This is a genomic window from Acidimicrobiia bacterium (assembly GCA_040878325.1).
In the GTDB taxonomy this organism is placed as follows: Bacteria; Actinomycetota; Acidimicrobiia; order Spongiisociales; family UBA11373; genus JAUYIV01.
The window spans coordinates 147,832-159,703 of sequence record JBBDMM010000012.1; the positions used below are offsets into that span (position 1 = coordinate 147,832).

General features: G+C 66.4%; 11 protein-coding genes. 6 read left to right on the forward strand and 5 right to left on the reverse strand.

The features are described from left to right. Positions 1–46: 46 nt before the first annotated feature. The 4 genes from WD184_07530 to WD184_07545 all read left to right on the forward strand — a co-directional run bounded on the left by WD184_07530 (position 47) and on the right by WD184_07545 (position 3,933). Positions 47–1,723, forward strand: a complete 1,677-nt coding sequence (locus WD184_07530) for an FAD-dependent thymidylate synthase (GenBank protein ID MEX0826578.1) — start codon at positions 47–49, stop codon at positions 1,721–1,723. Positions 1,724–1,780: 57 nt separating this feature from the next. After that, positions 1,781–2,002, forward strand: coding sequence for a hypothetical protein (locus tag WD184_07535; GenBank protein MEX0826579.1), 222 nt, complete (start codon positions 1,781–1,783; stop codon positions 2,000–2,002). A gap of 63 nt (positions 2,003–2,065) precedes the next feature. Beyond that, positions 2,066–2,914, forward strand: a complete 849-nt coding sequence (locus WD184_07540; protein ID MEX0826580.1) for an ArsA-related P-loop ATPase — start codon at positions 2,066–2,068, stop codon at positions 2,912–2,914. Then, positions 2,911–3,933 carry an ArsA-related P-loop ATPase gene (locus WD184_07545; GenBank protein ID MEX0826581.1) on the forward strand — a complete coding sequence of 341 codons (1,023 nt, stop codon included), beginning with the start codon at positions 2,911–2,913 and terminating at the stop codon, positions 3,931–3,933. The genes WD184_07540 and WD184_07545 overlap by 4 nt, the downstream gene beginning before the upstream one ends. A gap of 8 nt (positions 3,934–3,941) precedes the next feature. Here the strand turns inward: WD184_07545 and dnaE are convergent, their stop codons facing one another. Further along, on the reverse strand, positions 3,942–7,454 hold the full coding sequence (gene dnaE / locus WD184_07550) for a DNA polymerase III subunit alpha (GenBank protein ID MEX0826582.1): 3,513 nt from the start codon (positions 7,452–7,454) through the stop codon (positions 3,942–3,944). A 235-nt stretch (positions 7,455–7,689) separates the two neighbouring features. Between dnaE and WD184_07555 the strand changes: the two genes are divergently transcribed. Continuing rightward, positions 7,690–8,592, forward strand: coding sequence for a DUF2090 domain-containing protein (locus WD184_07555; protein ID MEX0826583.1), 903 nt, complete (start codon positions 7,690–7,692; stop codon positions 8,590–8,592). Between the two features lies 1 nt (position 8,593). Further along, complete coding sequence (locus tag WD184_07560; protein MEX0826584.1) at positions 8,594–9,610, forward strand: ATP-dependent 6-phosphofructokinase; 1,017 nt, start codon at positions 8,594–8,596, stop codon at positions 9,608–9,610. A 128-nt stretch (positions 9,611–9,738) separates the two neighbouring features. Here WD184_07560 and WD184_07565 read toward each other — a convergent pair whose 3' ends face one another. The 4 genes from WD184_07565 to WD184_07580 all read right to left on the reverse strand — a co-directional run bounded on the left by WD184_07565 (position 9,739) and on the right by WD184_07580 (position 11,824). After that, complete coding sequence (locus WD184_07565) at positions 9,739–10,617, reverse strand: RluA family pseudouridine synthase (GenBank protein MEX0826585.1); 879 nt, start codon at positions 10,615–10,617, stop codon at positions 9,739–9,741. After that, positions 10,614–11,093 carry a signal peptidase II gene (gene lspA, locus WD184_07570; GenBank protein ID MEX0826586.1) on the reverse strand — a complete coding sequence of 160 codons (480 nt, stop codon included), beginning with the start codon at positions 11,091–11,093 and terminating at the stop codon, positions 10,614–10,616. Before lspA ends, WD184_07565 begins: the two co-directional genes overlap by 4 nt. Continuing rightward, entirely contained in the window at positions 11,063–11,437 is a 375-nt protein-coding gene (locus tag WD184_07575; protein MEX0826587.1) for a TraR/DksA family transcriptional regulator, read from the reverse strand. The genes lspA and WD184_07575 overlap by 31 nt, the downstream gene beginning before the upstream one ends. A gap of 105 nt (positions 11,438–11,542) precedes the next feature. Next, positions 11,543–11,824 (reverse strand): DUF167 domain-containing protein, encoded by a 282-nt coding sequence (locus tag WD184_07580; protein ID MEX0826588.1) that lies wholly within the window; start codon positions 11,822–11,824, stop codon positions 11,543–11,545. Positions 11,825–11,872: the final 48 nt, after the last annotated feature.

Below are 11,872 nucleotides of genomic sequence, written 5' to 3' on the forward strand. Positions count from 1 at the left end.
GCCGCGGTGATACCGTCGCAACGGTGGCGAATTACATGGGTGTGAGATGACTGCGACGACCAGGCATCTGGTCGGGGCTCTGCCCCCGGTCGGGTACCACACAGAGGCGTTCACGCCCGACGAGACCGCGGTGCTCCAACGTTTCTTCACCAACACCACCGAGCCGGTGGTCGGGCTCGTCAATCTCCCCGAAGTCGTCAAAGGCGCGCTGTTCGCCCGCTACAGCCGCTCTCCCAAGTCGGTGAGGCGACTGTTTCTCGATGAGTTCTACGACGCCCCGGAGGTGGGGATCGCGGCGATAGCCGCGGGACTCGAGGGCGACGACGAGCGGATCAAGCTGGGTCGGGCCGAGGACCTCTACAACCGGGTCTTCACGCAGTACGGCGACGATTCCGTGGCGCAGCTCGGCGGGGTGCACCTCGCCTGCGAGCAGGCCTCCAACATTCTCACCAAGGTCCTCGAACGGGGACGGCTGGCGGCGTATCTGGAGCAGAGCACGCGGTACATGTTCTACGACCAACGCCTCGGTGGGCGCTATCGATTTCTCATCCCCCCCGAGGTCGCCATCTCTCCGCTGGCAGCGGAGTACTCGTCGACGATGGAGCGCCTGTTCGACACCTACGCCGGGCTGACCGGGCGACTTACCGCGTACTATGAGTCGTTGTTCCCCAAGTCATCAGATGATTCCGACTTCGTCTACCGGTCGACGATCAGGGCGAGGGTCTGTGACGATCTGCGCGGCTTGCTACCCGCGGCCACGCTGTCGAACGTCGGAATCTACGGCACGGGACAGGCGTACGAGATGCTGCTGCTTCGCATGCGGGCCAACCCCACCGCCGAGGTGCGCCAGGTGGCCGACCGAATGCTGACGGAGCTCCGGAAGCTGATTCCCGCCTTCCTCGTCCGGGTGGACAATCCGGAACGGGGCGGGGCGTGGAGTCGATACCTAGAGGACACCGCAGCCCGGATGCGCGAGGTGGCCGGAGAGATGTCCGAGCCGGTGCCGGCGCGCCCCGAGGTGACCCTGGTCGAGTGGGATACCGATGCCGAGACCAAGATCGCCGCGGCCGCGCTCTATTCCTACACCGATCTGCCGGACGACCGTCTCCTCGAGATGGCGCGGCAGATGGCGGCGGAGGATCGGTCGAGGGTCATCGCCGCCTACGTTGGCGACCGCGAGAACCGCCGCCACAAACCCGGTAGAGGGATGGAGCGGGTCGCCTACCGGTTCGACATCCTGTGTGACTACGGAATCTTCCGAGATCTCCAACGCCATCGCATGCTCACCCTCGACTGGCAGCGGCTCGGAACTCTCCACGGGTACGTGGTGCCTGAGTCCATCATCGACGTCGAGGCGGAAGGGGCGTGGCATGAGGCAATGGCCCGTGCCGAGGCGCTCCACGGGGAGATGACGTCATCCCTCGGAGCCGAACTCGCCCAATTCGCGGTGCCGTTCGCGTACCGCATCCGGTTCTTCATGCACCTCAACGCCCGCGAGGCATTCCACCTGCTCGAATTGCGAACCGCCGAGGGCGGGCACCCCGACTACCGGCGGGTCTGCCAGGAGATGCACCGGTTGATACGTGATCAGGCGGGGCATCGGGCCATCGCCGATGCCATGCGCTTTGTCGATCATGGCGACCACGGCCTGGGCCGGCTCGCCACCGAGCGCCGGGCCGCAGCCAAGCGAGCCGCGGCTGGAGTCGCCGATCCCGACGACTGACGAGGATGGGCCGATCGGCCTTCTAGGCTTGAGTCCCTGCCGACCGGAGTTGGAGCGATGGCGACATTCGACGTAGATGCCTTCAAGGAGCGCTTTCGGCGACGAGCCGAGGCGGTCAAAGAGCGCGGCGTTCCCCCCCTCGAAGGTGAAGCGCGTCGCAAGTTCCTCGCCGGGGCGCAACAGGACTTTGTCGACTATTCGCTCGTTGCCGACGCCGCCGTCTCGGTCGAGGACGACGCGCTGGTGCTGCGAGTCCCCCTCGGCGACCAAGCGGGGTGAGGTGGGGAGCGAATAGCTCGCCCCCCACCGAAACGACGACGGGCCTTCTCTAACCTCTTTCGCATGCTTGAACGGCGCCTCCTCATCGTCACCGGCAAGGGTGGGGCGGGCCGGAGCGCGCTGAGCGCCGCCGCCGCCATCCATGCGGCGAAGCACGGCAGGCAAGTGCTCGCCATCGGCATGACCGACGCCACCGGGCTCGGTTCCCACCTCCGGGTCCCGATCCTGGGCACGCAGCCCGCGTTGGTACGACCCGGACTTCACGCGCTGGCGGTCGATCCTGCGGCCGCCCTCGACGAGTATCTGCGGCTCCGCCTCAAGGTCCCTCGCTTTGGCCCGGCCACCAGGGCGTTTCGAGTGCTCGCGGAAACGGTGCCCGGAATCCGGGACACCGTGGTCATGGGCAAGATTCTTTTCGAGGCGACTCGCGATCGGTGGGATCTCGTGGTGGCCGACGCTCCTCCCACCGGGCAGGTCATGTCCTACCTGCGCGCCCCGGCGACGATCGAGTCGCTGGTCCCGAGAGGAAGGGTCAAGGAACAGGCCAGTTGGATGCGGATGACCCTGCATGACCCCGGCGTGACCGGCCTGATGATCACAGCCACGCCTGAGGAACTGCCTGTGGCTGAGACGAAAGAGACGCTGGCCGCCCTCGCCGCCGAGGGCTTGATCGAAGGCACCGCGGTGGTTGCGAACCGCGTCCTGCCACCCCTCAATATCCCTGAGGAACGCATCGGTCGGGAACCTGCCGGGTCCCGGCGCGACGCCGCCACGCTCCACCTCGAGCTGGAGGCGGCACAGCGAGTTCATCTCGACCGACTCAAACCCGACATGAGGTTTCCGCTGCTCTTCGGGCTGCGCACTCCCGGCGAGGTGGCAAGTCGGCTCTCGGAGCTCTGGGGAAACCAATGACCACGATCGTGCTGGTGGTGGGGGCAGGCGGAGTCGGCAAGACGACGATGGCCGCGGCGATCGCCGCCGCCGCGGCGCGCGACGGGGCGAAGACCCTCGTGCTCACGGTGGATCCCGCCCGGCGCCTGGCGGATGCCCTGGGGTTGGAACTGGGAAACCACCCCACGCCGGTCCCCGGCATCGATGGCCTGGAGGCGGCGATGCTCGACGCCGCGGCCTCCTGGGAGGCGATCGTCCGAACCCACGCCAGCGGCCCCGTCGCCGACCGACTGGTAGCCAACCCGCTGTTTCGCGCCGTAGCCGACCGGTTCCCGTCGGGTCAGGCATACGCCGCGGCCGAGGAGATGACGACCCATGCCGACTCGGGGGTCTGGGACCTGGTGGTGGTGGACACCCCGCCGTCGTCCGGTGGAATCGACTTCCTGGCCTCGCCGCAACGGATGAGAGCGCTGGTGGCGGGCCGGGCCCTTCGTTGGCTCACCGGGCCCAAGCTCCCAGGCAGACGAGCCGTCTACTCCTTCACCGCCCGGCCCGCGCTTCGCCTCGCCGATGCCGTGCTGGGGGGTCCTCTGCTGGAAGATGTGGCCGAATTTCTGCTCGATCTGCGCGAAACCTATGACGGCATCTCCAAGCGGTCGCGGCAGGTGGAAACCGCGTTGCGACGGGCAAAGACCGTGATCGTGACCACTGTAGATCCAACCCCGATTCGGGAGATGGTCCGGTTCTTCGACGAGTTGCCGTCGTGGGCCGGGCGACCCCAGGCAGTCGTGTTCAACCGGGCGCTGCCCGCCGCCTGGGCTCACGCCATCACCGACCCCGATGACGCCCTCGATGCCAATTTGGCGCGCTGGGGATTCGAGGCCGCCCGGCAGGAGGACATTCGTACGGAGATCTCGCTACGCCATGGGCTCATCCCCATCGTGGTCCCCTGGCTTGCGGAGATGCCGGCCGACCCCGTGGCTCTGGCAGCCGTCGCCGAGCAGGCAGGGGGTCTCGATCCGGAGAGCCTCACCCGCTAGGGGGTGCCCTAGGTGAGCACGGAGTCGGCGCCCAAGAGGGCCCGCAGCTCTGCGTATAGAGAACTCCTCGCCTCCACCGTGTGCTCCGGGCCGAGCCGGACCACCTTCTCGGCGGGCTTGCCTTCGAGGTGCAAGTAGACGGGCGTCGGACCCGGATGGTTCGACAGCACATCCTTGAGTCGATTCACCAGGGTCACCGACATCCGATGGGCGGCGACCCGGAGGCGGACGACGCGCTCGGCGTCGATGTCGGGCTCGTGAATCTTCTGGGCAATGAACTTGAGGCTGTCGCCCCGCTGGTCGACCCGGCCGGCCACCACCAGTACCGCGTCGTCACGTACCAAAGGCCCGGTCTCGGCGACCGTCCGGGGAAACGCCAGCACCTCGACGCTCCCCTCCAGATCCTCGAGCGTGAAATAGAGCATCAACTCACCGGCGCGGGTGTAGCGGCGGGTGACCGCGCTGACGATTCCGGCGATGCTGGCGACAGTGCCGTCGCGGTGGTCCTCGAGCCCGGCGATCGAAGTGGTCGCCAGCGCCTTGAGTGCGGTCTCGATTCCGAACAACGGATGATCCGACACGTAGAGGCCGAGCATCTCCTTCTCGAACTGAAGCTTCACCTTCTTGTCCCACTCCATGTCGGGGATGTCGATGACCCCGGAGTGGGTCGACGGCTCCTCTGCGCCGAACAACGAGAACTGGCCCATGTCTTCGGCCCGCCGCCGGGTAACCACCGCTTCGATCATCTGCTCGTGCACCGCCATCAGCCCCTTGCGGGGAGCGCCGGTGGAATCGAACGCGCCCGCTTTGATGAGTGATTCGATGGTGCGCTTGTTCAAAACCGACAAGTCGACGCGGTCGATGAAGTCCTGGAAGGACTCATAGACACCGTTCTTGCGGCGCTCTTCGGTGATCAGCTCGACCACACCCTCACCGACGTTGCGAATCGCCGACAGGCCGAAGGGCACTGCCCCGTCCCGGGCCACGAAGTCCGACTCCGACGCGTTCACGTCGGGTACGAGCACTCGCACGCCCATCACCCGGCACTCGTTGAGGTACACGGCGGTCCGGTCTTTGTCGCGCTTGGCCGAGGTGAGCAACGCAGCCATGTACTCGGCGGGATAGTGAGCCTTGAGCCACGCGGTCTGATAGGCGATCAGCCCGTAGCCGACCGCATGGGGCTTGTTGAAGCCGTATCCGGAGAAATGGGCGATCAGGTCGAAGAGCTCCTTGCCCAGCTCTCGTGGATGTCCCTGCGCGATGCAGCCCTCGATAAACTGCTGCTCCTGCTCGGTCATCACCGACGCGATCTTCTTGCCCATCGACTTGCGCAGGCTGTCCGCCTCCTCCATCGAGTAACCGGCGATCAGCGCGGCCACCTGCATCACCTGCTCCTGATACACGATGATCCCGTAAGTGTCGCCGAGCACCTCCTCCAACGCAGGGTGGAGATGGCCGATGGCGACCCTGCCGTTCTTTCGATCTGCATAGAGGTTGTGAGTTCCTGCACCCATAGGCCCGGGCCGGTAGAGCGACAGCAGGGCGACGATGTCGTTGAACCGGTCCGGCTGGAGGTTGCGCATGAGCGACCGCATCCCGGACCCCTCCAACTGAAAGACGCCCATCGAGTCGCCACGGGAGAGCATCTCGTAGACACGCGGGTCGTCGAGGGGCACGCCGTCGATGTCGGGCCGTTCGCCTCGCGTCTCCTGAATCAGCTCGAGGCATCGCTCGATCGTCGAGAGGTTGCGTAGCCCGAGGAAGTCCATCTTCAGCAACCCGAGACGCTCGATTGCATGCATTTCGAACTGGGTGACGACCTCGGCGTCCTCCCCCTTCTGCTGGATGGGCACGATGTCCGTGAGCGGGTCCGGGGTGATCACCACCGCAGCAGCGTGGATCGAGTCCTGACGGCGCAACCCCTCGAGCCCCAGGGCCGTATCGATCACCCGACGGGCATCAGGGTCGGAGGCGTACATCTCGCGCAGCCCCGAGGCGTTGGCATGCGAGTCCCGCAGACCAGAGTCGGCGTCGTCGGGCAGGTCATCGAGGCACTGCGCCAGGCTCGCCTCCCGGCCGAGGATGGGGGGCGGCATCGCCTTGGCGGTGCGGTCGCCCACGGCGTAGGGATAGCCGAGAACCCGGGCGGCATCACGCACGGCCTGGCGGCCCTTGATGGTCGAAAAGGTGATGATCTGGGCGACATGGTCGCTGCCGTATCGCTCCGACGCGTAGCGGATCATTTCGGCGCGGTAACGCTCGTCGAAATCCATGTCGATGTCGGGCATCTCCCGCCGACCGGGGTTGAGGAATCGTTCGAAGATGAGCCCGTACGCGATCGGGTCGAGATCGGTGATGCGCAGGCAATAGGAGACGATCGACCCGCCCGCCGATCCTCGACCCGGACCCACCCTGATCCCCTGCTCGCGGGCATGCCGGATCAGGTCCCAGACGATCAGGAAGTAGGCGGGGAAGCCCATCTCGTCGATCACCCGCAGCTCGTACTCGATCCGATCACGGATCTCGGTCGTCAGCGAATCCCCGTACCGGAACCGGGCGCCCTCCTCGACCAGGTCGCGCAGGTAGGCGTTCTCGGTACGCCCGGCCGGCACCGGGAAATTCGGCAGGAGGATGTTGCCGAAGTCCATCGTGACGTCGGCCCGCTCGACCACGAGAAGGGTGTTGTCGCAGGCTCCGGGGAAATCCTCGTCGGGGAACAGGCCGCGCATCTGGGCGGCGGTCTTCACGTAGTACCCCTCGCCCTGGAACGCGAACCGGCCTTCATCACCCATCTGCGCTCCGGTTTGGATGCACAACAGGGCGTCATGCGCCTCGGCCTCGTCGACCCGGCTGTAGTGGCAGTCGTTGGTGGCAAGCAGTGGCGCCCCCAGTTCCTTGGCGATCGACAGGAGGTCGGGCAGCACCTTCCGCTGCGCCGCCACCCCATGGTCCATCACCTCGACGAAGAAGTTGTCCTTGCCGAAGATGTCCTGGTACATCGCGGCGGCCGACACCGCGGCCGTGTAGTCGCGTTGGCCACCGACATTCCCCTCCTCGGCCGAGGCATCCGGGGCAAGCAGTTGCGGAACGTGTCCCCCGAGACATCCGGTGGTGGCGATCAAACCCTCCGAGTATTCGCTGAGCAGTTCCCGATCCATCCGGGGCTTGTAATAGAAGCCCTCGAGATACGCCCGGCTCGCCAGCTTGACCAGGTTGCGGTAGCCCTGCTGGGTCACCGCGAGGAGAGTGATGTGGTACCGGATGTCATCGCGGCGAGCGGGACGATCGAACCGCGAACCTGGGGTCAGGTAGGCCTCCATCCCGATCACGGGGGTGACGCCGGCGGCGGTCGCCTGCTGGTAGAAGTCGACGGCGCCGTACAAGACGCCGTGGTCGGTAAGGCCTACGCCCGGTTGGCCATCCGCCACGACCGCCCGCATCACATCGGCGACCCGGGCCGCCCCATCGAGCATCGAGTATTCAGTGTGCAGATGCAGATGGGCGAAACCGCGTCCTGACACCGATGCTCCTCAGAGAATTACAGGCGTGTGAGCAGAGGTTAGTCAGGGTCAGGCAGGGCCCGCCCCTGACCAACCAGCCACCAGTCTCCAGACTCCAGCCAGCCACGCTCTGTCGGTGGTGGTGAGCGTTCGGCCACTCGAACGGACCGTAACCCGTAGATCCGTCTGGCTGTCGGCTGTGGGCTGTGGGCCTTCTTACAATGTCGCTCGGACCACACCACGGAGTCAACCCATCATGGACCTCGGCTATGACGGCGACCTGTTCCTGCTCGCGTTCGATCATCGGGGCAGCTTCAAGTCGAAGATGTTCGGGATCGAAGAGGAGAACGCAGCCGACACCGCCCGGTTGAGTTCAGCCAAACGGCTCGTTTGGGAGGGTTTCGAGTCGGCGATGGCCACCGGGCTGCCTGCAGGCGCCGGCGTGCTGGTCGACGAGGAGATGGGCGCCGACGTGGCGAGGGCGGCCCGCCGGGCGGGAGTCCCTTTGGCGATGCCCGTCGAGAAGTCGGGCCAGGACGTGTTCGACTTCGAGTACGGCGACGACTTCGGCGACCATATCGAGGAGTTCGATCCCACCTTTGCAAAGGTCCTCGTCCGATGGAACCCCGAGGACCACCCCGCGACGAAAGCGATCCAGGCCGAGCGCCTCGCCGCGCTCGGCACCTGGCTCCACGATCGAGGGAGAAAGTTCTTGTTCGAACTGCTCGTCCCGGCGTCGCCCCGCCAGAAGGAGCTCGTCGCCGGCGACATCGACGCTTACGACCGGCAGATCCGCCCCGCGCTGATGCTGGCGACAATCGAGGAGCTTCGCGCCGCAGGGATCGAGCCGGATATCTGGAAGATCGAAGGTATCGACGCTACCGACGACTGCCGCTTCATAGCCGACCTGGTTCGTGCGGGCGGCCGGAACCGGGTTGCTTGCGTGGTGCTGGGCCGCGGCGCCGACGAGGCGAGGGTCGACCATTGGCTATCCGCCGCAGCACCCGTGCCCGGCTACTCGGGTTTCGCAATCGGCCGTTCGATCTGGTGGGAGGCCGTAGCCGGATGGCGGGATGAGCGGATCCCCACCGCCGGCGCCGCGGCCCGGATCGGCGAGACCTACCGGCGCTTCATCGACGTCTATCAGACCTCCCGTTGAGATGCCCACGGTCGGACTTCTCACCGCCGGAGGGGACTGCCCGGGACTCAACGCAGCAATCCGGGCAGTCGTCGCGGCGGCGATCGCGGATGGGAATCGTGTAGTCGGCTTCCGTAACGGATGGGCGGGGACGATGGACGATGACACCATCGACCTCGACCGCGACAGGGTGCGCGGAGTCCTCGGACGCGGCGGCACGATTCTGGGCACCTCACGCCGGGACCCATTCGTTCATGGGAATGGCGCCGCTTCAATCAGTCCCGTCCTCGACAAGCACGGCGTCGGCACTCTCATCGTGATCGGTGGCGACGGCACCCTCCGTACCGCTGCCCGCGTGGAGGCCGAGGGGATTCCGGTGATTGGAATCCCCAAGACGATCGACAACGACGTGCCCGCCACTGACGTGTCCTTTGGATTCGACACGGCAGTCGAGATCGCAACGGAAGCGATCGACCGGCTCACCACTACCGCCGAAGCGCACAACCGGGTGCAGCTCGTCGAGGTGATGGGCCGCACCCAGGGATGGATCGCGGTTCACGCCGGCATCGCCGCCGGCGCGGACGTGATCCTGATTCCGGAGTTTCCGATGCCACTCGAGGAAGCCGCCAAAATCATCCGCGGGCGCCACGAGCGCGGGCGCAACTACTCGGTGGTCGTGGTCGCCGAGGGCATCGACAACCCCCGCGTCGCTCCGCTGCCAAAGGACGCGTACGGCTTCGAGAGACTCGGCGGCGTGGCATACGAGGTGGCTCCAATCCTCGAAGCGCTCACCGGATTCGAGACCCGGGTGACCGTCCTCGGCCACCTCCTGCGCGGCGGGAGGCCGACTGCCCGCGATCGGGTACTGGCAAGCCGGCTCGGGGCCGCGGCGATCGAGGCGGCGGCGCGGGGCGACCGCGGCGTGATGATGGCGGTGCGCGGCACCGCGATCGTCCCCGTGCCACTGGCGGAGCTCGGTGACGAGCCCCGCGGGGTGCCGCGTGAGTTGTACGAGGTCGCCCGCACCTTCTTCGGGTGAACCGGAAGGCGCTATGCGCTATGCGCTATGCGCGAACGGTCAGAATCAACGCGACGAGCCAAGGCGCGCCGCGCATTGCTCATTGCTCGCAGTATTCATTGCGTGTCGCTCACCGACCATCCCCATCGTCATAGAGCGTCGATCACTGCCTGGAGGTCGTCGGGCAACGGGCTTTCCACCTCCACCCGGGCTCCCGTGACGGGATGGTCGAAGGTCAGTCCGGCGGCGTGGAGAAACACCCGGGGAGCTCCCCGCCCGACCCCATACACCGCGTCTCCCACGACCGGCAGGCCGATCGCCCCTAGGTGGACCCGGATCTGGTGGGTCCGGCCCGTCTCGAGCCGAAGTTCGAGCAGCGTGTGCTCTGCCCAAGTGCCGAGTGTGCGGTAGTGGGTGCGAGCCGGACGCCCTTCGGGATCGACCTTCATCTCCATCGGTCTTGCCCGATCGCGGCCGAGCGGAGCATCGATGGTCCCCGTGGGAATGGCGGGACGGCCCGCCACCAGCGCCAGATAGCGCCGTTCAATCGCGTGGGTGCGGATTGCCGTCCGCAGGCCTTCATATGCCGGCCAGTCGAGAGCAACGACGAGTAGGCCCGATGTCCCCCGATCGAGTCGGTGCACCAACCCCCATCGATCTTCTGCTCCGACTCCCCGAACCCGCGGCCAGCGATGGAGGATCCCCGCGGCGAGCGTTCCCGTTCGGTTGCCGGCACCCGGATGCGTGACTACCCCGCTCGGCTTGTCGACGACCGCCAGATGTGGATCCTCGTACCGCACCGCGAAGTCGACGATTTCCGGTTCCAGACTCGGGGCGGGCGCAGGCGGCTGGAATTCGACGACGCTGCCGGCCGCCAGCCGGCGTTTCGAGGTGGTGGACGCCCCATCCACCACTACTTCCCCGAGGTCGACGAGTGCCCTCGCCTGTGCCCGGCTCAGCCTCCCCAGCCGGGCAACTATCAAGTCAGCCCGCTCACCGTCCAGCGCGGCCGGCACCTCGAACCTCATTCGCGCTTGAACGCGAGGAAGAGCGCCAGAAACGCACCGATCGTGATTGCTGAGTCGGCGACATTGAAGGATGGGAAGAAGGAGAACGAGATGAAGTCCACGACGCCACCGTCGAGAAGGCCGTCGCCCCGAAACACTCGATCGAGCAGGTTCCCCATGGCCCCGCCCAGCACCAGGCCGAGCGCAGCCGCCTCCGGGCGGTGAGGCACCTTGCGAACCACAATCACAATGAAGACGACGATCGCAATCGCCAACAGTGCGATGATCGATCCCGCCCCCTGGAGCAGGCTGAAGGCCGCGCCCGTGTTCGTCACGTACTTCAACTGCAGGAAGTCGTCGATCAGGACGATTGGGTTTCCCGGCAGCACCGCGGACGCCCACCACTTGGTGAGTTGGTCGAGGGCGACCACTGCCCCGGCGGCGACCAGCGCCGTGATTCTGGGGGTCAGCGCCGGCTGGCCGAGCAGTCGACGCACAGTTTGGTGTAGGGGAGGGCGTCGAGCCTTGCCACCGGGATCGCAGAGCCGCACTCGGCGCAGCGGCCGTAGGTGCCGTCCTCGATGCGAGTCACGGCCTCTTCGATTTTCGAGAGGATGTCCTGGGCGTTTTGCCACAGCGACAGCTCTTTCTCCATCTCGAAGGCCAAAGAGCCGCCTTCCGCAGTGTTTGGATCGGGGCTGCGATCCGACGAGGTCTCGGTGAGCCTCACCTCTTCCCGCTCGGCCTCGATGTCACGCACCATCTCACCGAGGCGCGTTTGCTCAACCTCGAGCCGTTTGCGGAAACGTTCCAGTGTGGATGGGGCGAGATCGCGTGCCATGAGCCCTCCCTGCGAGCGAGCGACGATACCACGGGCGGCCAACACCGGGCGCTGCCCGCAACAGGGCGCTACCCGCTACCAGCTGCCGGCAAGAAGGGCGACCGGTCAGGCGATACCCAGCGACGATCGAGCGCTGGCTGGTGAAACGCCCTCGATCAACACTCGTTTGCGCCTGGTGGTGGCGCCGCTCAGCAGTACGGCCCGATGTCCGGGAAATTGGGTTTCCAACAACCGGATCACGGCCTGGTTGGCCCGCCCCCCTTCGGGCGGCGCCGCCACCCGGATACGAAGGGCATCGGCGTGCTCGCCGACGATCTCGCCCCGGCTAGCCCCCGGCACCACCCAAACGGTCACCACCGTCCCCTCCGGATGATCAGATACGACCACATCTCACCTCCTGACCCATTCTGGCGAGTACTGGTGATCGCGCAGAGA

Bases quoted from the DNA above. Each gene is read 5' to 3' on its own strand.
- WD184_07555 (MEX0826583.1), top strand. From the start codon at position 7,690: ATGGACCTCGGCTATGACGGCGACCTGTTCCTGCTCGCGTTCGATCAT.
- WD184_07540 (MEX0826580.1), top strand. From the start codon at position 2,066: ATGCTTGAACGGCGCCTCCTCATCGTCACCGGCAAGGGTGGGGCGGGC.
- WD184_07545 (MEX0826581.1), top strand. From the start codon at position 2,911: ATGACCACGATCGTGCTGGTGGTGGGGGCAGGCGGAGTCGGCAAGACG.
- WD184_07530 (MEX0826578.1), top strand. From the start codon at position 47: ATGACTGCGACGACCAGGCATCTGGTCGGGGCTCTGCCCCCGGTCGGG.
- WD184_07565 (MEX0826585.1), bottom strand. From the start codon at position 10,617: ATGAGGTTCGAGGTGCCGGCCGCGCTGGACGGTGAGCGGGCTGACTTG.
- WD184_07560 (MEX0826584.1), top strand. From the start codon at position 8,594: ATGCCCACGGTCGGACTTCTCACCGCCGGAGGGGACTGCCCGGGACTC.
- WD184_07575 (MEX0826587.1), bottom strand. From the start codon at position 11,437: ATGGCACGCGATCTCGCCCCATCCACACTGGAACGTTTCCGCAAACGG.
- WD184_07535 (MEX0826579.1), top strand. From the start codon at position 1,781: ATGGCGACATTCGACGTAGATGCCTTCAAGGAGCGCTTTCGGCGACGA.